This is a genomic window from Sporofaciens sp. JLR.KK001 (genome assembly GCF_036941055.1).
Classification (GTDB): Bacteria; Bacillota; Clostridia; order Lachnospirales; family Lachnospiraceae; genus Sporofaciens.
The window spans coordinates 176,807-195,918 of sequence record NZ_JAYMNO010000001.1; the positions used below are offsets into that span (position 1 = coordinate 176,807).

General features: G+C 49.4%; 22 protein-coding genes and 1 pseudogene. All 23 read left to right on the forward strand.

From position 1 onward, the window contains the following. Positions 1-56: 56 nt before the first annotated feature. On the forward strand, positions 57-1,340 hold the full coding sequence (locus VSQ62_RS01020; RefSeq protein ID WP_303661634.1) for a ParB/RepB/Spo0J family partition protein: 1,284 nt from the start codon (positions 57-59) through the stop codon (positions 1,338-1,340). A 47-nt stretch (positions 1,341-1,387) separates the two neighbouring features. Beyond that, complete coding sequence (locus VSQ62_RS01025; protein ID WP_251209183.1) at positions 1,388-1,648, forward strand: hypothetical protein; 261 nt, start codon at positions 1,388-1,390, stop codon at positions 1,646-1,648. Continuing rightward, positions 1,617-2,147 (forward strand): hypothetical protein, encoded by a 531-nt coding sequence (locus VSQ62_RS01030; protein WP_303661635.1) that lies wholly within the window; start codon positions 1,617-1,619, stop codon positions 2,145-2,147. Before VSQ62_RS01025 ends, VSQ62_RS01030 begins: the two co-directional genes overlap by 32 nt. Positions 2,148-2,194: 47 nt before the next feature. Continuing rightward, a complete protein-coding gene (locus tag VSQ62_RS01035) occupies positions 2,195-2,506 on the forward strand; it encodes a hypothetical protein (RefSeq protein ID WP_334632697.1) in 312 nt (103 codons plus the stop codon). Further along, positions 2,503-2,760, forward strand: a complete 258-nt coding sequence (locus VSQ62_RS01040) for a hypothetical protein (RefSeq protein ID WP_334632699.1) — start codon at positions 2,503-2,505, stop codon at positions 2,758-2,760. Before VSQ62_RS01035 ends, VSQ62_RS01040 begins: the two co-directional genes overlap by 4 nt. An 87-nt stretch (positions 2,761-2,847) precedes the next feature. Beyond that, entirely contained in the window at positions 2,848-3,420 is a 573-nt protein-coding gene (locus tag VSQ62_RS01045; RefSeq protein WP_303661638.1) for a hypothetical protein, read from the forward strand. 201 nt (positions 3,421-3,621) lie between these two features. Further along, complete coding sequence (locus VSQ62_RS01050; protein WP_334632701.1) at positions 3,622-3,921, forward strand: HNH endonuclease; 300 nt, start codon at positions 3,622-3,624, stop codon at positions 3,919-3,921. A gap of 123 nt (positions 3,922-4,044) precedes the next feature. Continuing rightward, entirely contained in the window at positions 4,045-4,395 is a 351-nt protein-coding gene (locus VSQ62_RS01055; RefSeq protein ID WP_172526943.1) for a hypothetical protein, read from the forward strand. 6 nt (positions 4,396-4,401) lie between these two features. Continuing rightward, positions 4,402-6,057: a terminase large subunit gene (locus VSQ62_RS01060; protein ID WP_334632703.1), complete on the forward strand. Its 1,656-nt coding sequence runs from the start codon at positions 4,402-4,404 to the stop codon at positions 6,055-6,057. A 17-nt stretch (positions 6,058-6,074) separates the two neighbouring features. Then, positions 6,075-7,343, forward strand: a complete 1,269-nt coding sequence (locus VSQ62_RS01065; protein ID WP_172526945.1) for a phage portal protein — start codon at positions 6,075-6,077, stop codon at positions 7,341-7,343. Continuing rightward, a complete protein-coding gene (locus VSQ62_RS01070; protein WP_172526946.1) occupies positions 7,333-7,926 on the forward strand; it encodes an HK97 family phage prohead protease in 594 nt (197 codons plus the stop codon). The genes VSQ62_RS01065 and VSQ62_RS01070 overlap by 11 nt, the downstream gene beginning before the upstream one ends. A 29-nt stretch (positions 7,927-7,955) precedes the next feature. Further along, positions 7,956-9,182 (forward strand): annotated as a pseudogene (locus VSQ62_RS01075) (phage major capsid protein); the annotation flags it as partial. A gap of 58 nt (positions 9,183-9,240) precedes the next feature. Then, entirely contained in the window at positions 9,241-9,720 is a 480-nt protein-coding gene (locus VSQ62_RS01080; RefSeq protein WP_334632707.1) for a hypothetical protein, read from the forward strand. A 38-nt stretch (positions 9,721-9,758) separates the two neighbouring features. Further along, complete coding sequence (locus tag VSQ62_RS01085; protein ID WP_334632709.1) at positions 9,759-10,103, forward strand: phage head-tail connector protein; 345 nt, start codon at positions 9,759-9,761, stop codon at positions 10,101-10,103. After that, positions 10,096-10,434: a hypothetical protein gene (locus VSQ62_RS01090; protein WP_334632711.1), complete on the forward strand. Its 339-nt coding sequence runs from the start codon at positions 10,096-10,098 to the stop codon at positions 10,432-10,434. The genes VSQ62_RS01085 and VSQ62_RS01090 overlap by 8 nt, the downstream gene beginning before the upstream one ends. Positions 10,435-10,436: 2 nt before the next feature. Continuing rightward, positions 10,437-10,868, forward strand: a complete 432-nt coding sequence (locus VSQ62_RS01095) for an HK97 gp10 family phage protein (protein ID WP_103240992.1) — start codon at positions 10,437-10,439, stop codon at positions 10,866-10,868. Further along, complete coding sequence (locus VSQ62_RS01100; protein WP_103240991.1) at positions 10,861-11,187, forward strand: hypothetical protein; 327 nt, start codon at positions 10,861-10,863, stop codon at positions 11,185-11,187. Before VSQ62_RS01095 ends, VSQ62_RS01100 begins: the two co-directional genes overlap by 8 nt. A gap of 6 nt (positions 11,188-11,193) precedes the next feature. Beyond that, a complete protein-coding gene (locus VSQ62_RS01105) occupies positions 11,194-11,757 on the forward strand; it encodes a major tail protein (protein WP_334632713.1) in 564 nt (187 codons plus the stop codon). Positions 11,758-11,806: 49 nt separating this feature from the next. Next, the gene (locus VSQ62_RS01110) at positions 11,807-12,211 is read left to right on the forward strand and encodes a hypothetical protein (protein ID WP_334632715.1); all 405 of its coding nucleotides are present in this window, start codon (positions 11,807-11,809) and stop codon (positions 12,209-12,211) included. Between the two features lie 206 nt (positions 12,212-12,417). Beyond that, positions 12,418-15,915 (forward strand): phage tail tape measure protein, encoded by a 3,498-nt coding sequence (locus VSQ62_RS01115; protein WP_334632717.1) that lies wholly within the window; start codon positions 12,418-12,420, stop codon positions 15,913-15,915. Beyond that, on the forward strand, positions 15,912-16,799 hold the full coding sequence (locus VSQ62_RS01120; protein WP_334632719.1) for a phage tail family protein: 888 nt from the start codon (positions 15,912-15,914) through the stop codon (positions 16,797-16,799). The genes VSQ62_RS01115 and VSQ62_RS01120 overlap by 4 nt, the downstream gene beginning before the upstream one ends. Before the next feature lie 3 nt (positions 16,800-16,802). After that, complete coding sequence (locus tag VSQ62_RS01125; protein WP_334632720.1) at positions 16,803-17,957, forward strand: siphovirus ReqiPepy6 Gp37-like family protein; 1,155 nt, start codon at positions 16,803-16,805, stop codon at positions 17,955-17,957. A 5-nt stretch (positions 17,958-17,962) separates the two neighbouring features. After that, a complete protein-coding gene (locus tag VSQ62_RS01130; protein WP_334632722.1) occupies positions 17,963-19,099 on the forward strand; it encodes a hypothetical protein in 1,137 nt (378 codons plus the stop codon). Positions 19,100-19,112 lie beyond the last annotated feature (13 nt).

Sequence of the window (19,112 nt, forward strand, 5' to 3'; positions counted from 1 at the left end):
CCAGAAAATATATTTGATTTACTTTAGATACATTTAGGGAAAGCGAGGTAAGGAACATGGGAAAGGCTAAATTTGGTATTACGGATATTATGAACGCGAAAAGCAGGGCAGCAGGCATAGGCAATATAAGCGAATATACGGAAATCTGGTTAAGCCCGTATGATGTAAAGCCCTCTGAAAGCAATTTCTATTCACAGGAGAACATAGAAGAGCTGGCAGACAGCTTTTTGACCGTAGGGCAGCAGCAGCCTACAGTATTAGGCAGGGTAAACGGTGAATTTAAGATTGTGAGCGGACACCGCAGGAACCTTGCAAACATTATGAACATTGAGCGGGGGCATGAGGAATATAAGAAAGTGCGGTATCTGTACAAGGATATGACCGGGGCAATGTTTGAATTGTCTCTGCTGATCGGAAACGCATATAACAGGGAGCTTACGGCGTGGGAGAAAACCCAGCAGGCGCAAAGATTGAAAGAGGCGCTTTTAAGGGCAAAAGACGAGGACGGGTTAGAGATCACAGGAAAACTGCGGGACATTATAGCAGAGCTGATGAACGAAAGCCCCACAAATATAGCCCGTATGGATAGCATTAACAACAATGCCACGCCGGAGATCAAGGAAGAGTTTGCAAAGGGAAATATAGGGGTAACAACGGCTTACGAGGCAGCAAAGCTGCCGCCAGAAGAGCAGAAAGCCATAGCAGAAAAGGCGGCAGCAGGCGAGAGTATACGGGCAAAGGAAATAGCGGCAAAGGTGGCAGAGAAAAAGGCGGGCGACGACTACGAAACGCCGCACCCGGAAAGCATAACCTCTTTGTGCTATTCATGCCAGCGGTATAAAGACTGCAATGTGAAAACGGGGACTTGTGAAAAGTGCGATCAGTACATAAACAAGGCAGAGGCAGAAAAGACGGACGAGCAGCGTTATAGCGACGAGCAGGACAAAATAGACCGGGACACAAAGAAGAAATTACAGGAGCAGGCAGACCGGGAGAAAATGGAGAAACTGCCGAGCGACGGGAAAGCAGATCACAAAACGCATGAGGTAAAAATAGCCGTTTCTTACTATGGGGATATTGTAAGCGGCAAGAAAAAGTTTGAGCTGCGGAAGAATGACAGAGGGTACAAGGTGGGCGACAGCCTTAAAATGTTGGAATTTAAGGACGGAAAGCACACAGGGCGCACAATAGATGCAGATATTATTTATATGCTGGAAGATTATACAGGGCTGGAAGAGGGGTATTGTATTCTGGGAATTGATGTTACCGCACACAGCGGGGAAGTGTCCGAAACGGACACGGGGGGGGGCAGACCAGTTGCCGGGACAAATGAGCATTGAAGATTACCAGATAGGACAGGCAGCAGAGCCGGAAAGAGGGATAAGCAATGAACAGGCGGCAGCGGAAAAAGAAGAGTAAGCAGCAAATAACTGTATTTATAGGCTGTGACAAGGCAGCGAAAGCCGAGGATTACAGAAAAATGAAAGAAAGCATTGAGTACCAGCTTAGAGCGGGCAGCGCAGTATTGCTGCCTGCCTATCTGCATGTTGAGGCGATCATACAGCAGCCCGGCAGCAGGCGTATTGTGATTAAGCAGGAAAGCGAGGTAAAACAGAATGAATTACAGGCAATGGAAAAAGAGGTATAAAAAACTGCATGGAGTAAACCCGCCTTTACTGCTGGATAAGAGAAAGCAGCGCAGACTTGCGAAAAAGGCAGTTAAAACTATAAGCCGAGTGGACTTTACAGCGGCAGCCACAAGAGCGGCAGAGGCGATAACAAACGCTTTTGCATCTATAATGCGGGGAATGGGTGGGGCTTTTGATTCAGCAGGGACGGTATGCAGGAATGTAGCGGACAATATACAGCCGTTGGAGATTAAAGGGCGTATATTCAGCTGGAAAGTGAGGGAATACGGCAGCAGTCATTATGCAGTGTATGAAATAAACGCGCTGGGTGGCGCTGACGAGCTTAGAGCGATCACACACAGCCAGAGGGCAGCAGAAAAGATAGCGGAGATCATGGAAAGCGATCATTTAGAGTATTTAAGGCGTGTAAGCCCGGAAAAGATAGGGCGCAGGAATGTAGCGGCAGACAGCCTGCGGGCAGCAGTCATTACCGCATATGAAAGCGGGGTGTTTGAATGAAAAATGCTAATTGGATATATGAATCAGTTTTCCCGGAAAATGAGGAAATGTTTAAGAAAATCGAGGCGGCATTAGGTTTTAAATTATTTTTCTGGCAAAAGGCTTATATTATTACGGGGCAATTTAGGCGGTATGGAAAAACTACAGCAGAAATCTTAAAAGAGCTGCTGGACGTAGCAGGAACGCCGATAGACTACACAAAAAGACCGTCAAGCAGCAGAGAAGATTTTTATAGACGGGAAACAAGGGAAATACAAGAGCGGCTGCATAAAGCAGGAATTAAAACAAGGGTAATTTTTTGGAGTGCCAGGGATAAAAGGGCGTATGCAGACGTACAGCAAAGGAGATACCGGGAATGATAAAGTTTATGGACGAGATCACAGAGGTGCTTACAGGGGCAGTAAGGACGTATATGGAATGGGTGGGAGAAATAGCAATATACATACTGGGGCTGCTGGCAAAGGGGCTTATTCTTCTTTCTACGCCTGTATGGATATTGCCGTATATACTGATACGGGATATTCTGCGGGACAATAACGGCGGGAAATGTGAAAAGCCGGATTGTGACAGCTGCCCGTTTCCACCATGCCAGAAAGGAGAGGGCGAACAGTGACGGATTTTTTATTGACAGTCATAATTATTTTGCTGCTGGCAATATTCGGACGGATTGACAGCGGATTCAAAGAAAGGAGTAGAAAAGATGCAGGAAACAGAAACTAAGGCAGCAGGCGCAGAGATCGTGGCAGGGGGAGAGGAAACAGGCGAAAGCCGGGTAGCACTTCCCGCCTCTGAATTTGAAGAGCTGATACAGAAAGCGGCAAGGGCAGCAGTGCGGGAGTACAGAAAGCAGGAAGAAAAGGAAAAGCGGCAGAACAAATACCATAATACTTTCACGCTTATGAAATGTTACCGTGATGCAGTTTTCCATATCCAGAACGCAGTAAGCGACGGCGAGCAGTTAGAGCTTAAGGGAATGACAGAAGAGCAGCAGCGGGTATATCTGGAAAGCGTGAGACGCAGCCGTTTTAAAACGCTGATTATGACAGCACACATAGACACGGCAGTAGAAGAGATCGAGCGCAGGCGCAGGGCAGCAGGCAGAGAGGTAGAGTATAAAGCGTTTGAACTGTATTTCATGCAGGGCATGGAGTATGCGGAGATCGCAGAGAAACTGGAAACCGGGAAGAACACGCCGCGACGCTGGGTGACAGCGATCATAAACGAATTATCTGTACTGTTATGGGGCATTGATGAAGAACGGGCAAGGCTGTAGCAGCAGCCGGGCTGGTAATATCGTGGTAAAATCGTGGTGTTTACATGGTATTTCAAAAGCTGTATAATGGTAACATGAAAAGAGTAGGCAATAGCTTAGCCGTGACACGGCAGCAGTAGCCTGCTCTTTTTTATTTCTTTAGCCTCCACCCGGCGCATGAAATCTAGGGCGCTGGGTATCGCAGAAAGGAGCGGGGACAGTATGAAAGCATGGGCTAAGAGTTTTTACTTATCGCAGGCGTGGGAGAATACCAGAGCCGCTTACTTAATGTCACAGGACTATATATGTGAGCGCTGCGGGGAGCCTGCAAAGATAGCGCACCATAAGCGCTACTTAACCAGAGAGAATATTAACGATGCAGGCATAACGCTAAGCTGGGACAATTTAGAGGCATTGTGCCAGGATTGCCATAACAAAGAGCATCACAAGCGCAAGCCGCGCCTGCGGTATAAGTTTGATGCGACGGGCGGCATATCCCCCCTATCCGAAAACAAAAAATAAAGGGGGAAATTACCGAGGGGGATACCCTAAAATTACCCTCCGGGCGCGTGCATACGTGGTGTAGGGGGTGTGGTGGGGTGATCTGGCAGCGGCAGCAGGCGGCAGGAAAGAGAGGTAGAGGGAATGGCTGCGCGGAAAAAGAAAAAAGAAAACCGTATCAAGGACGAGAAAAAAAGACTTAAGGAGATATTTGCAGAGCTTGAAGAAAATAAGCGAAATTTAGTAACGCCGCTGATAGAAAAGGCTGCTTTTATGAGCATAGAACTTGACGACTTGCAGGAAACCATAGAGCAGGAGGGCTGGACGAGCGAGTACAAGAATGGTGAAAACCAGTACGGCACGAAAAAAAGCCCGGAGGCAGAGACATACATAGCATTAAGCAAGAACTATGCGGCAGTCATTAAGCAGCTGACAGAGTTAGTGCCAGCCGCAAAAAGAAAGGCAAGCAGGCTGGCTGCCCTGCGGGACGAGTAGGCGGCAGTGCTGCCCTATAAGAATTATATCTATGAGTACCACGCAAAAATAAAAAGCGGCGAGATCGTAGCGGGGAAATGGATAAAGGCAATTTACAAGATCATTGTGGACGGGCTGGAAAAGCAGGAATATTTTTTCAATGCAAAGGCGGCAAATAAGGCGATCAAGTTTATTGAAAATTTCTGTCACCACAGCAAGGGGCGCAGTGATCTTATAAAGCTGGAACTATGGCAGAAAGCTATTATTTCTGTCATTTTTGGTATACAGGACGCAGAAAAAGTGCGCGTTTTCCGCGAAATTTTTATAGTTATCGGCAGAAAAAACGGAAAAAGTTTATTTGCCTCTGCCCTTATCGCGTACATGGCATTTTTAGAACCAGAATACGGGCAGGAAATTTATTGCTTAGCGCCTAAGTTAGATCAAGCGGCGCTGGTATATGACGGATTTCACAAGATGGTAAAGGCAGAGCCGGAGCTTTTGGAGCTGGCGCGGAAACGGCGCAGCGATATTTACATTGAGGAAACGGAAAGTTTTGTTAAGCCGATTGCCTTTAATGCCAAGAAGTCTGACGGATTTAACCCGCAGCTGGTAGTATGTGACGAAATGGCGGCATGGAGAGGCGACGCAGGGCTAAAGCAGTATGAGGTTATGAAGTCTGCTTTAGGAGCGCGTACACAGCCAATGATCTTAAGCATAAGCACAGCAGGTTATGAGAATGACAGCATATATGATGAACTTATGAAACGCAGCACCAGCTTTTTAAAGGGAAACAGCAAAGAGCGCAGGCTTTTACCGTTTATCTACATGATAGACGACGTAGAGAAGTGGAACGACATAGAAGAGCTTAAGAAAGCTAACCCGAATATGGGCGTTTCTGTAAAAGAGGGCTTTTTCATTGATGAAATAGCCGTAGCAGAGGGCAGCTTAAGCAAGAAAGCAGAGTTTTTATGTAAATACTGCAATATCAAGCAAAACAGTTCTATTGCATGGCTGGAATATATGACCGTAGACCGGGCAGGGGTAGAAAAGACATTAGAGGATTTCCGGGACTGCTACGCGGTGGGCGGCATTGATCTTAGCCAGACTACGGACTTAACGGCGGCAAGTGTTGTGATCGAAAAGGGCGGCGTGCTGTATTCCTTTACACAGTTCTTTATGCCGAAAGACCGCATAGAGAGCCTGCAAGCCACGGACGGCGTGCCGTATGACATATTTGTAAAGAAAGGGCTGATAACTTTAAGCGGTGATAATTACGTCGATTACCACGACGTTTTTAACTGGTTTATTATGCTGCTGGAAGTGTACGGAATAAGACCGCTGAAAATCGGATATGACCGATACAGCGCCCAGTACCTTGTAAATGATATGAAAAATTACGGGTTCCATATGGACGACGTACATCAAGGCGAGAACTTAACGCCAGTTATCCGGGAATTTGAGGGAATCATTAAAGACGGCAATTTCAAGATCGCGGAAAACAGTTTACAAAAGACGCATTTCTTAAATGTTGCGCTTAAGCACAACATGGAAACAAGGAAATTCAGACCTGTAAAGATAGAGCAGCGGGCGCATATTGACGGTTTTGTATCTGTCATTGATGCAATGACGGTACGGCAGAAATACTGGGAAGAGTGCGGCGAGCTGCTGAAAAATGCCGCATAGAAAGGAGAGTAAGCGGAGTGAAATTTTTTGACTATTTATTCCACGGGAAAAAGCTGCAAATGATAGACAGCTATTTTAAAATGCTGAACGGCTACAGCCCGACGTTTACGAGCTTTAACGGCGGCGTATACGAAATGGATTTGACGCGGGTAGCGATCAACAGTTTTGCCACACATTGCAGCAAGCTAAAGCCGGAAATCGAGGGTAGCGCCCTAAAGCATCTGGAAAGGGTATTGCAGTATAAGCCTAACTATTTCATGGACACAACAAAATTCATAAAGCGTCTGGCGACGATCTTAGCGGTAGAACATACCGCTTTTATTGTGCCTATTGAGGACGAGGCAGGGAACCTGTGCGGCTTTTATCCCCTGCGGGCGCAGCGCTGCGAAGTGGTAGAGGCTGCCGGGCGGGTGTATCTGCGGTATCTTTTCGCAAACGGGGAGTATGGGGCGATTGAGTTTGAAAAAGTCGGCATAATGACTGACTTTGAATACAGCGACGACCTTTTCGGAGAGGATAACAGCACGCTTAAGCCCACAATGCAGCTGATACATACCCAGAACGAGGGCATTATTAACGCCGTGAAAAATTCAGCAAGCATACGCTTTATGGCAAAAATAGCAAATATGCTGAAGCCGGAGGACATAAGGGCAGAGCGGCAGAGATTTACAGAGGACAATTTAAGCGCTGACAATAAAAGCGGCATGATTCTTTATGATAACAAGTTTACTGATGTGAAACAGGTGGAAAGCAAGCCGTATACACCAAACGCGCTGCAAATGCAGCAGATACAGGATAATGTATGCACACATTTTGGTACAAACATGGATATTCTGCAAAACAAGTTTAACGAGGAAACATGGAACGCCTACTATGAGGGGAAAATAGAACCTTTTGCAATTCAGCTATCGCTTGTTATGTCAAACATGGCATTTTCACAGAGGGAGCTTGCACACGGGAACGCGATCACGTTTTCTTCTAACCGCCTGCAATATGCCAGCAATGCTACAAAGCTGCAAGTAAGCACACAGCTTTTTGACCGGGCGCTGCTTAACCGTAACGGCGTAATGGATATATGGAACATGCCGCACGTAGAGGACGGAGAAAAGTATTACATACGCAAGGAATACACGGAAGTAAGCCAGCTGGGAAAAAGTGAGGAAAAGCAGCCGATCATTATACAGCAGATGCCGCAGCCGGGGCAGCAGGCAGACGGGACGGAGCCGGGGGAAGAGCCAGCGCCGGACGATAAGGGACAGAAAGAGGGTGTAACAGATGCCGATTAAGCAGGACAGGGAGTACAGGACGCTGGCAGCGCCATTGTCGGCGCAGGCGGCGGCAAAGCGGATAGACACGGATTTTTACGTTGAGGGCTACGCGACGACGTTTGACAGCCCGTATCTGCTTTATGAGATCGAGGGTACAAAGTTTTACGAAAGAATAGACGCGCACGCACTGGACGGGGCAGACATAAGCGACGTAATTATGCAGTATGACCATGAGGGGCGCGTATTTGCAAGACAGTCTAACAATTCCCTTATTCTGATACCAGACCATAGGGGGCTTTTGATTGCAGCCGATTTAGGCAGGACGGATTTAGCGCGGGGGCTGTATCAGGACATACAGCAGGGAATGATAACTAAAATGTCGTGGGCTTTTACCGTGAAAAAGGACAGCTACGACAGGGCAACGCATACAAGGACAATATTGGAGATCAAAAAGGTTTATGATGTATCAGCCGTGAGCATACCAGCAAACGGCGGTACTGAAATAAGCGCCCGCAGTTTTGCACATAGGAGTTATGAGGCAGAGAGGCAGGAGCGGCTTTTACAGCGGGCGAGGCTACTAAAGATCAGAGCCAGTTTATAAAAAAGAAAAGGAGATTGCAGGAAATGAACAGATTAAAAGAAATCGAGGCAAGGTTAGCCCAGATCAAGGGCGAGCTTACCACAAGGGCGGCAGAGCTGACAGAGGCAGAGATCGCGGCTCTGGAAACAGAGGTAACGGCATTGCAGGAAGAGCGGGCGGCATTGCAGGCGGCAGCAGAAAAGCGCAAGGCGTTACTGGAAAAGATCGCAAACGGCGAGCCTGTAGAGGGCGACGGGGGAGAAACAGCACCCGTAAATGTCCTGCGCAATTTCAAGCCTACAGAGAACAGCGACGGCGACGGGGACAAATACGGCAGCCTGGCATACAGAAAGGCGTTTATGCAGTATGTCTGCCGTGGCGCGAAAATCCCGGCAGAGTACCGGGCAGACGCAGTAAGCAAGACCACGGACGTAGGCGCAGTTATTCCTACAACCGTGCTGAACCAGATCGTAGAAAAGCTGGAAAGCACGGGCATGATCTTAGCCCTTGTCACCAGAACGGCGTACAAGGGCGGCGTGGGTATTCCCGTTTCCACGGTAAAGCCCGTGGCTACATGGGTAAATGAGGGGGCAGGCAGCGAAAAGCAGAAAAAGGACATCAAGAAAGACGGCATGATTACTTTTGCATACCATAAGCTGCGCTGCGCGGTAGCCGTATCTCTGGAAGTTGACACAATGGCAATGAGCGCTTTTGAAACCCTGCTTATCAACAATATTGTTGAGGCAATGACAAAGGCGATTGAACAGGCGATCATTGACGGCGACGGGACAGGGAAACCGAAAGGAATTTTACAGGAGACACCCGCAGACGGGCAGACCATTGACAGCGCCGCGCCTGCCTATGCTGATCTGATTAACGCTGAGGCGGCGTTACCGCAGGCATACGAAAACGGGGCGGTATGGTGCATGAGCAAAAAGACGTTCATGCAGTATTACGGGCTGACAGATGCCAACGGGCAGCCGATCGGCAGGGTAAATTACGGGATCGCCGGAAAGCCGGAGCGGACGCTTTTAGGCAGACCTGTAGTGTGCTGCGATTATGTAAAAAGCTATGCGGCAACACTGGCAGCAGGCACGGCTTTTGCTTTCCTCTTCAATTTCAAGGATTATGTGTTGAATACCAATTACGCTATGGGCGTAAAGCGGTATGAGGACAACGACACCGACGACACCGTAACAAAGGGTATCATGCTGGCAGACGGCAAGGTAGTTGATAAAAACAGTCTGGTAGTTATCCAGAAACTGAAAGCGGCGTAAGCCGGGAATCAATAAGGCGGCTGGCGTTTCCTGCGCTGGCTGCCGGAAAGGGGAAACCATGAAAGGATATTTAGACGTTAAAGAGCTGGAAAGCTATAAAAAAGCTGATATACAAAAGCTGGCGCGTGATCTGGGTGTAAGCGACGCGGGGACAATCAAAGAGATTGCCGCCAGATGCGCGGCTGTAGAGATTGAGACAGGGGCGGGGGAGCCGCCCACGGAACCGGGAAAGGCAGCCGGAGAGCAGGCAGAGGAAAGAACCGGGCAGCAGACCGGGGACGGGGCAGGAGACACCACAGGAGCGCCCCAGACGGGGCAGGAGACGGCAGAAAAGGACAAGGCGGCAGAGATCACCAGTGACACCGAAAAGGCGCAGGAAGAGGCAGGAAAAGCGGCAGGCGGGGTAAGGGTGGAAGTAGTAGCCAGATACTTAGACCAGCAGTTTAACCAGATCAAAGAGGCTGGAGAAGTCTTTACAGTAGACCGGGAACGGGCAGCAGTGCTGGTACATGAAAAAGTTGTGAAGATCAGAGAATAAGCGCGGCGGGGCTGCGGCAAAGAAAGCGGGTGCATGGTATGGCGACAGATGCCACTACATTAACAGAGAAAATGCGGGCGGCGCTGCGTATCAGCAGCACAAGCGCAAAGATTACGGAAGAAATAGAGGACTGTATAGGAGCCTGCAAAGCCGATCTTGCAAACGACGGCGTAAAAGCCATTGACGAGCGCGACAAGCTGATTATGCGGGCAATAACGCTGTACTGCAAGGCAGAATTTGGGTACAACGGGAAAGCGGAGAAATTCAGACGATCTTATGATCTGCTTAAGGCGCGGCTTTCTATGTCAAAGGAATATAACACAGCGCCGCCCGTGTCCGAAACGGACACCGCAGGCGGGGAAAGCGGGGCGCAAAATGGCTGAATGGGTAGATGAGATCATACTTGTAAAAGAGACAGCGCCAGCGGACGGCAGCAGGGTAGACGGAGACGGGTTCCCGGTGCAGCAGGAAGAGGAAAAGCGTACTGTTTTCTGCAATATGAAATCTGTAGGCTATTCTGAATATTTCAAGAGCCAGCAGACAGGGAAAGTGGTAGAGGCGAAATGTGAGGTACATAAGGCAGACTATGAGGGCGAGGACACCGTAGAGGATATGGGCGGGAAACGTTTTTTTGTGCTTAAGACTTACGACATAGACGACGACACCATAGAACTTACCCTAACTGATCTGCGGCATAAGGACAAGGAGGCGTAAGCGTGGCAGAGTTTAGCACAGTAGGCTTAGAGGACGTAATAGAGGCGTTCAGCAGGCGCGAACAGGCGACAGTAGAGGCAGTGCCAAAGATGCTACAGGCGGGCGCTGCCGTTCTTGTACAGGCACAGCAGGAAGAGGCGCAGGCAATGGGGCTGAATGAAACGGGCGGTTTTGTGAAATCCATTAAGGCTACAGCGGTAAAAGGCGACAGCCGGGAAAAGCATATTGACGTTTTCCCGCATGGCAGGGCTAAACATGGGAACGACAGGAAAGGCGATAAAAGCAATGTGCGCTATGCGACAATCGGATTTGTGGCAGAATACGGGACAAGCAGCCAGGCAGCCCGCCCTTATATGACCGTGGCAAATGACAAGGCGCAAAGCAAGGTAGTAGAGGCGCAGCGGGAAGTATGGGAGCGTGAAAACAATGTGTAGCATAAAGGAAGTGATAGAAAGCGCCGGGCTGCCAGCAGAGAGGGGCGTATATACCGGGAAAAAGAAACCAGCCGTTTACTGTACTTTCCTGCGTCTGAATAAAGGCGCTGCGTTAAGGGCAGACGATAAAAACAGCGGCGACAGGGAGCTATACAGGGTTACGCTTTTCTGTAAGGGGAACTTTGAAAAAAGTCTGAAACTGCTTACAGAGAAAATGGAGGCAGCAGGCTTTTATATCAACGGCGTAGATACTGAACACTACGAGACGGAAACGGGGTACTGGCTTATCCCGGTAACAATCGAAATATTAAAGGAGTGAAAAACAATGACATTAGGACTGAAAGACCTTTTTTATGCGATCTGCACGGAAAAGGACGGCGTAGAAAGCTACGGGCTGCCTAAAAAACTGGCAGAGGCTATGAGCGCTGATCTTTCCGTAAAAACGGCAACGGCTGACCTGTACGCAGACGACGCGATCAGCGAGAGCGTAAAGGAATTTATTAACGGCACGTTAAAGCTGGGCGTTAAAGACCTTACGCCGGAAGTGCTGGCAGACGTTCTGGGGCAGATGGTAGACCAGAATAAAGTTGTATGGGCTGGGGACGGTGACGAGCCGCCGTTTCTTGCTATCGGGTTCCGGGCGGCAAAGACCGGGGGAAGATTCCGTTATATCTGGCTGCTGAAATGTAAATTTGAGCTGCCGGGCGAGAAGTACGAGACGAAAGGCGAAAGCATCAAGTTTAACACGCCGGACATTACCGCCACTTTCTATAAGCGGAAAAAGGACGGGAAATGGAAAGCGGATTTTGTGGGAACCGAGACAGAGACGGCAGCTGGCACATGGTTTACGGAAGTGCCGGAACCCGCAGAGCAGATACAGGGAGCATAAAAAGAATATGAGGAAAGGAGAGAGGCGCGGCGTGGCTGCGCCTTAAATTATGCCAATGAGTGCAGTAAAAGACGGCGGCTACGTTGTGACGCTGAAAGGGAAAGATTACAGATTGCTTTTCACCCTTAATGCGCTGGACGAGATTCAGACAAAATTTGGGGGCTATGACAAGCTGAATGAGATTTTCAACCAGAGTAACCCGGACTGGGTAAAAGATACAAAATGGCTGCTTACTCTGCTTATCAATGAGGGGCTGCTGGAAGAGGACGAAAACGCGGAGATCATGGAAGAGCAGAAAGTAGGGCGGCTGATTCACGTAGGAAATCTGGCAGAGGTACAGCGTGCTATTTATGCGTCGTTTGCAGCAGGGACGGCAGGCGACGGGGAGAACACAGGGGAAACCGAAGAGGAAAGAGAAGAGGCGGGGGAAATGAAAGCCGGGCAGGAAAGTTAGACACTGCCCGGCTTTTATATATCGCAATGGTACTGCTGGGCTACAGGGAGCGCGAGGCGTGGAGAAAAACGCCTTACCAGATTGTAACCCTATTCAGATACCACAGGGAGTATAACCCGCACATTTTCAGACAGGGGCAGGCGGCAGCAGAGCCGCAGGCAGCCGTACAGGACGACATAGACGTAGCACTAGGGGGCTTTTAATTTATGGCTGATAAAACAGAGAATATCAAAACCCGGCTTAGTTTTGACGGAGAGGCAGAGTATAAAGCAGCCTGCAAGGAAATTAACAGCACCCTTAAAGTGCTTAATTCTGAAATGAAACTTGTAACGGCTGAATATAGGGACAATGCCAACAGCGCGGAGGCGCTGAAAGCAAAGCAGGACGTTTTACAGAGGACTTACGACGAGCAGGCGAAAAAGGTAAAGGAAACCGAGCAGGCATTAGAGAAATGCAGGCAGGCGACAGGGGAGAACAGCGAAGAGAGTAAAAAGCTGGAAACACAGCTTAATTACCAGAGGGCGGCGCTGGTAAAGACCGAGCAGGAGTTAAACAAGACCGCAGACGAACTGGAAAAGGCAGAAAACGCAGCAGACGAACTGGGCGAAGAGATAGAGGAAAGCGGGCAGCAGGCAGAGGCAGCGGGCGGCAAGTTCTCTGGATTGAGCGGTATTCTGGGCGGGCTGGGCGGCGTTATGGCAAAGGGCATAGCGGCAGTGGGAACGGCTGCGGCAGCCATAGGCACGGCGGTAGTGGCGGGGCTGGGCTACGCAGTAAGCCAGGCAGACGAGGCGAAAGGCGCGTTAAATGATTTCTGCGCCGCGACAGGGACAGCCACGGACGAGGCAGACCAGTACAAGCAAGTTATGGAGAATATCTATAACGGCAATTATGGAGAGGGATTCGAGGATATAGCCGCGTCAATGGCGACAGTAAAGCAGCAGGCAGGGGATATGGGCGCAGACGAGCTGGAAAAAATGACTACAAACGCCTTAACCCTGCGAGATACGTTTGATATGGACGTTGCCGAGAGTACAAGGGCAGCCACGCAGCTTATGCAGAAATTTGGTATTTCCGGCGACGAGGCTTATAACCTGATCGCGCAGGGGGCGCAGCAGGGGCTTAACCAGAACGGGGATTTACTGGACGTTATCAACGAATACAGCAACCAGTATGCGCAGGCAGGGCTTAGCGCAGAGGATATGTTTAATTCCATTAAAAACGGCGCAGATACGGGAGTATGGAGCGTTGACAAAATGGGCGACGCTTTCAAGGAATTTAGTATAAGAATGAACGACGGCACGGCGGGGGAATACCTTACAAGTCTGGGGCTTAATGCGGACGAGCTGGTAGGGAAATTCCAAGCCGGGGGCGACAGCGCAAAAGAGGCAATGAGCCAGATAAGCGAGGCGCTTAAGAACTGCGACGACGAGAGCCTACAGTATACGGCAGGCGTAGGGCTTATGGGTACTATGTGGGAAGATATGGGCGCGGATGCCTGCACAGCACTTATGGGCGTAGAGGGGGAAATAAGCAAGACTGTAGACGCAATGGGGCAGATCAACGCCGTAAAGTATGACACTTTCGGGGAGGCAATGCAGGGCGCGGGCAGGATTTTACAGACCAGCTTTATCATGCCGATCGGAGAGCAGGCGTTACCAATTTTCAGCCAGTTTGCAAATGAATTGCAGCAGGGCGCGGCTGATGCAGGCGGCGATATGGGAAAACTGGCGCAGAGTTTCGGGGACGCGCTGGGGAATATGGTAAGCGGGCTTTCTGAAATGCTGCCGCAGATTACAGGTTTTGCGGTAGAGCTTGTGAACGGGCTTGTAGGTGGCATTGTGGAGAGCGCGCCGACGATCATAAAAGCGGGCGTTGATATGATAACGGCGTTAGTGGACGGCATTGTAGATGCCATACCGACGCTGGCAGAAAGCGCCGCAGAGATCATTACTACACTGCTGGACGGCATTATAGCGCTGATACCGAGCATAGCAGACGGGGCGGTACAGATCATAGCAGGGCTGGCAGACGGGCTGGGGCAGGCGTTACCCGCACTTATACCGAGCATTATAGAGGCGGTGCTTACAATCGTGGAAACGCTTATAAACAATGTGCCTATGCTGATAGATGCAGCATTGCAGCTTGTTACCGGGCTGGCAGACGGAATTATAGCAGCGCTGCCAGTTATCATAGAGAGGCTGCCGCAGATCATAACCAGCATTATCAATGCGCTGGTTGAGGGAATACCGAAGATTCTGGAAAGCGCGGGCGATATAGTGATCGCGCTTGTGGACGGCATTATAGATGCAATCCCTCTGCTGATAGCGGCAATGCCGCAGATCATAGTTGCCATTGTTACGGGGCTGGTAGAGGGGCTGCCGAAGATCGTAGCGGCAGCAGGGCAGCTGGTAGTAAGCATAGTTACAAAGCTGGCAGAGCTGCCCGTCCAGATCGCGGGGGCAATCGCAGACGGCATAAACAAAATTGCCGAATGGGGCGCACGTATGCAGGAAAAAGGCGGCACGGTGATAGAAGAGCTTGTAGCGAAAGTTATCAATATCGTAAAGGAACTGCCGCAGAAAATCTGGAATAGCATCATAAATGCAGTTACCAGAGTAGCAACGTGGGGCGCAAATATGCAGGCAAAAGCCAAAGAGGTAATGGACACAATGCTTACGAACATTGTAACCATTGTGAAAGAAACGCCTGTAAAAATCTGGAACTGTATCATAGGAGCGGTGACAAAGGTAGCGACGTGGGGCGCGAACATGGTAAGCAAAGCCAAAGAGGTAATGAATAACATGCTTACGGCAATCGTGAACATTGTAACGCAGACACCGCAGAAAATCTGGAACTGTATCATAGGAGCGGTGACAAAGGTAGCGACGTGGGGCGCGAACATGGTAAGCAAAGCCAAAGAGGTAATGAATAACATGCTTACGGCAATCGTGAACATTGTAACGCAGACACCGCAGAAAATCTGGAACTGTATCATAGGAGCGGTGACAAAGGTAGCGACGTGGGGCGCAAATATGGTAAGCAAAGCCCGCGAGGTAATGAACAGCATGGTTACGGGCGTTGTGAACATAGTAAAAGAGATTCCGCAGAAAATCTATAACAGCATATCCGGCGCTATTTCCAAAGTAGCCCAGTGGGGTACAGAGGTAAAAAATAAGGCGGTAGAGGGTATGCGCAACTGCGTAAACGGAATTATAAATGCTTTCTCTAATATCGGCAGTTCTTTTGCGACAATCGGCAGCAACATTGTACAGGGTATCTGGAACGGCATAAGCAACGGCTGGAACTGGTTAAAGGATAAAGTTTCAAGCCTTGCAAACAGCCTGTTAGATGCCGCAAAGAGCGCTTTAGGGATTGAAAGCCCGTCTAAAAAGTTCCGGGACGAGGTAGGGTTATTCATGGCGCAGGGCATAGGCGTAGGCTTTTCTGATGAAATGAAAAAAGTAAATAAGCAGATCGAGGAAAGCATACCGCAGGAATTTGACGTAGGCGCAAAAGTCAATTTCTCTGACGCTGACATAGACGGGGAGCCGTGGAAACCAAAGCCGAAAGGCGGCGGGGCAGCAGGCAGCCCGGTAGTACATATCACACAGAATATATACGCCAATACGACGGACTACGCAAAGCAGCAGAAAGAGGCGCAGCGGCAGTTTAAGCAGGCAGCAAGGACGGTGTTAGCATGATGTATGAAAAGCTGGTTTATACCAATGAGAGGGGCGAAAGCATAGAGCTTAGCGTAGGCAGTGTATACCATTGCAACGTAAGCAAGGACGTAGACGGAATAGCAGGCGTGACAAATGCAGTCTACAGCACAAACAGCATGGGGCAGCATGGAGACACCTATGTAGGGCAGCGGATAGAGGCGCGGGACGTAGACATACTGGGGCATATCAATACAAGGGACAAGCAGCAGTCTTACGAACTGCGCCGCAGGCTGCTTAAGATATTTAACCCGGAGCTGGGCGGCACGCTTGCCTATGAGTACGGCAGCTTTAAGCGTATTATTAACTGCCGCCTGCATGGAAAGCCGGACGTAGGGAGAAAAAGCGTTTTGCAGCAGTTCAGCTTACAGCTGGACTGCCTTAACCCGTTCTGGCGGGAAGAGGACGAGCAAAAGGAAGATATAGCAAGCTGGGTAGCTGCCTGGCATTTCCCCTGCGTGATTGAAAAGGACAACAGTAAAAGTATGATTTTTGGGTATCGCGCAGAAAGCGTAATTGTGGACTGCTTTAATGAGGGCGACGTATCAACGGGTATGCGGGTAAGGTTTACCGCACTGGGGACAGTTACAAACCCGGTCATTTTAAACGTAGACACAGAGGAATTTATAAAACTGAATGTAACCATGCAGACCGGGGACGTGATCGAAGTAAACACGAAATACGGCAGCAAGGGCGCTACACTGACGCGGGACGGGGTAAAGTATGACTATTTCCGCAAGGTGGACGTAGACAGTACATTTATACAGCTTGACATAGGCGACAATAATTTCCGATATGATGCGGACGGCGGCGTAAATTCTATGGAAGTCTCTATTTTTTATGACAGGGAATATCTGGGGGTATGACGCATGGAGCTTAGAGTATTTGACGAGACGGTAGAGCCGCTGGGACTGATCGACGAAATGGCAAGTCTGTTATGGCATGTAAAGTATTTTGATGTAGGCACGTTCAATCTGCTTGCGCCGATCACGGACAATAACAAACGGCTGCTTACCGAGGGCAATATTATTGTAAAGCATGACGGAAAGCGGGAAGTGACGGACGCGGCGGGCGGTATCTGGCGCAGGGCTGCGCAGATTACCTATGTACACATTACCAAAGATGAGAACGGGTTAGAGCAGATAGAGGCACAGGGCTACATGCTTAGCCAGTGGCTTAACAAGCGCTGCATAAGCCCGCAGATCGTAACGACGGCGACGAACCAGAGCATTATAAACACAATGGTAAAGAATAACTGCGGCAGCAGTGCGGGTACAAAGCGCCGTTTCCCGCGCTTTATCATGCTGGCGCAGGAAACCATAGCAGGCAGCGCGGTAGAGTACGCAAACGAGGTATACGCAAAGCTGGGGCAGGAAGTAAAGGCGAGAGCGCAGGCAGGAAAGCTGGGCTATGACATTCTGATTAACGAGAGATCGCGGCAGTACGGCTTTTATCTGTATAAGGGCAAAGACCTTACCGCGAAAAACAGCGAGGGAAACACGCCTTGTATTTTTTCGCGGGATTTTGACAATGTAAACGAGCAGGAATATACAGCAAGTATAGAAAACTGCGGGAATTTCATTTACATACAGGGAGCGGCAGACGACAGCGGCAGCCAGCCCGTGACGACGGTAGACGGAGAGGGCGCGTCTGGTTTGGAACTGACAGAGGTATTTTGTGACGCGACGGACATAGCCCGGAAATACCAGAGCGGGGAAACAGAGGTAACAATACCGCTTAATACCTATTTGCAGATGCTTAAGACAAGGGCGGCGGCAGAGCTGGAAAACTACGGAAAGATCATAAATTTTGTAAGCACCATTAACACAAATTCAAACCTTAAGTTTAAGCAGGACTTTGATTTAGGGGACAGGATCACATGCAAGGAAACAAAGTGGGGCATACAGATTGATGCACGGATAACAGAAGTAACAGAGACATACCAGAAAGGCGCAGAGGAAATAGAGGCGACGTTTGGGGACAGCCTGCCTACGCTGGTAGACCAGATAAGGAAAGTGAGGTAAAAAGCATGGCTGATTGTCTGCCGTTCAATGCCATTCTGGTAGATGAAGAATACGACAGGGTATATAAAGCCGAGGATTGGGCGTGGTATTTTGCCACGTTCATTGCAAACGGCGTTTTTCCGAAACCCAGCGACGGGCTACAGGTTATAGCCTATGACAAAATGGAAATCAAGGTAAACGCCGGGTATGCGTTTATCAATGGTTACGCTTTCAGAAACCCTGTAAGCATGGGTATTACGTTAAGCACCGCAGAGGGGGCGCTTAACCGCATAGACCGGGTAATTATACGCTGGGACTTGACGCAGAGGGACATGTATCTGACCGTCTTAAAGGGCGTGCCGTCTGCAAAGCCTACGGCGGCAGCCTTAACCCGGAATACGGAAATATGGGAGCTTGCCATAGCTGATATTTATGTGGGGAAAGGCGTAACAAAGATTCAGACAAAGGATATTACAGACCAGCGGTTTAACAGTGCCTTGTGCGGCATTGTGAAAGGCACAATAGAAGAGATCGACGCAAGCGTACTGACAAAACAGTTTGATGATTTTTTCAAAACCTACAGCCAGGCAGTGCTGGACGAGTTCAGCGTATATAAGCAGGATATGGAAAAGTATTTAAGCGAGATCGCGGGCATTTATGAGCATTACATAACCATGACTGAAAGCCTGTTTACCAAGTACGAGAACCAGTTCAGCGAGCGGTACAATTCTTTTGAAAGTACGCTTGACGGCTGGGACGCGGAGCTATTGAAAGCCTATACTGCTTTCATGGCGAAAATTACGCTTTTCCAGACAGAGGCAGAAAGCGAGTTTAACGCATGGTTTGAGGATATTAAGGAAAAGCTGGGCGGGGACATTGCAGGCAGCCTGCAACTGCAAATAGACGGGCTGACAGACGCGGTAGAACAGCTGCGGCAGCAGGCAGAGGCAGGCGGCACGGCGACGGCAGAGACGCTGGCAGAGCTTGACAGGCGGGTTACGCTGATTGAAAACGGCTGGAACATCAATTATAAGCATGATGCCGTTTTAGGCTTGTGCTATCTGGGCGCTGCCTACATGTGCCAGCATTACGAAAGAACAGAGGAAACGGCAGTATTAGGAATTGCATATATCGGCAATTCCTATCTTGCAAATACATTTTAAGGAAAGGGGCAGA

Excerpts from the sequence above, each read along its gene's own strand:
- VSQ62_RS01020 (WP_303661634.1), top strand. The coding sequence starts at position 57 with ATGGGAAAGGCTAAATTTGGTATTACGGATATTATGAACGCGAAAAGC.
- VSQ62_RS01025 (WP_251209183.1), top strand. The coding sequence starts at position 1,388 with ATGAACAGGCGGCAGCGGAAAAAGAAGAGTAAGCAGCAAATAACTGTA.
- VSQ62_RS01030 (WP_303661635.1), top strand. The coding sequence starts at position 1,617 with ATGAATTACAGGCAATGGAAAAAGAGGTATAAAAAACTGCATGGAGTA.
- VSQ62_RS01035 (WP_334632697.1), top strand. The coding sequence starts at position 2,195 with ATGTTTAAGAAAATCGAGGCGGCATTAGGTTTTAAATTATTTTTCTGG.
- VSQ62_RS01040 (WP_334632699.1), top strand. The coding sequence starts at position 2,503 with ATGATAAAGTTTATGGACGAGATCACAGAGGTGCTTACAGGGGCAGTA.
- VSQ62_RS01045 (WP_303661638.1), top strand. The coding sequence starts at position 2,848 with ATGCAGGAAACAGAAACTAAGGCAGCAGGCGCAGAGATCGTGGCAGGG.
- VSQ62_RS01050 (WP_334632701.1), top strand. The coding sequence starts at position 3,622 with ATGAAAGCATGGGCTAAGAGTTTTTACTTATCGCAGGCGTGGGAGAAT.
- VSQ62_RS01055 (WP_172526943.1), top strand. The coding sequence starts at position 4,045 with ATGGCTGCGCGGAAAAAGAAAAAAGAAAACCGTATCAAGGACGAGAAA.
- VSQ62_RS01070 (WP_172526946.1), top strand. The coding sequence starts at position 7,333 with ATGCCGATTAAGCAGGACAGGGAGTACAGGACGCTGGCAGCGCCATTG.
- VSQ62_RS01080 (WP_334632707.1), top strand. The coding sequence starts at position 9,241 with ATGAAAGGATATTTAGACGTTAAAGAGCTGGAAAGCTATAAAAAAGCT.
- VSQ62_RS01085 (WP_334632709.1), top strand. The coding sequence starts at position 9,759 with ATGGCGACAGATGCCACTACATTAACAGAGAAAATGCGGGCGGCGCTG.
- VSQ62_RS01090 (WP_334632711.1), top strand. The coding sequence starts at position 10,096 with ATGGCTGAATGGGTAGATGAGATCATACTTGTAAAAGAGACAGCGCCA.
- VSQ62_RS01100 (WP_103240991.1), top strand. The coding sequence starts at position 10,861 with ATGTGTAGCATAAAGGAAGTGATAGAAAGCGCCGGGCTGCCAGCAGAG.
- VSQ62_RS01105 (WP_334632713.1), top strand. The coding sequence starts at position 11,194 with ATGACATTAGGACTGAAAGACCTTTTTTATGCGATCTGCACGGAAAAG.
- VSQ62_RS01110 (WP_334632715.1), top strand. The coding sequence starts at position 11,807 with ATGCCAATGAGTGCAGTAAAAGACGGCGGCTACGTTGTGACGCTGAAA.
- VSQ62_RS01115 (WP_334632717.1), top strand. The coding sequence starts at position 12,418 with ATGGCTGATAAAACAGAGAATATCAAAACCCGGCTTAGTTTTGACGGA.
- VSQ62_RS01120 (WP_334632719.1), top strand. The coding sequence starts at position 15,912 with ATGATGTATGAAAAGCTGGTTTATACCAATGAGAGGGGCGAAAGCATA.
- VSQ62_RS01125 (WP_334632720.1), top strand. The coding sequence starts at position 16,803 with ATGGAGCTTAGAGTATTTGACGAGACGGTAGAGCCGCTGGGACTGATC.
- VSQ62_RS01130 (WP_334632722.1), top strand. The coding sequence starts at position 17,963 with ATGGCTGATTGTCTGCCGTTCAATGCCATTCTGGTAGATGAAGAATAC.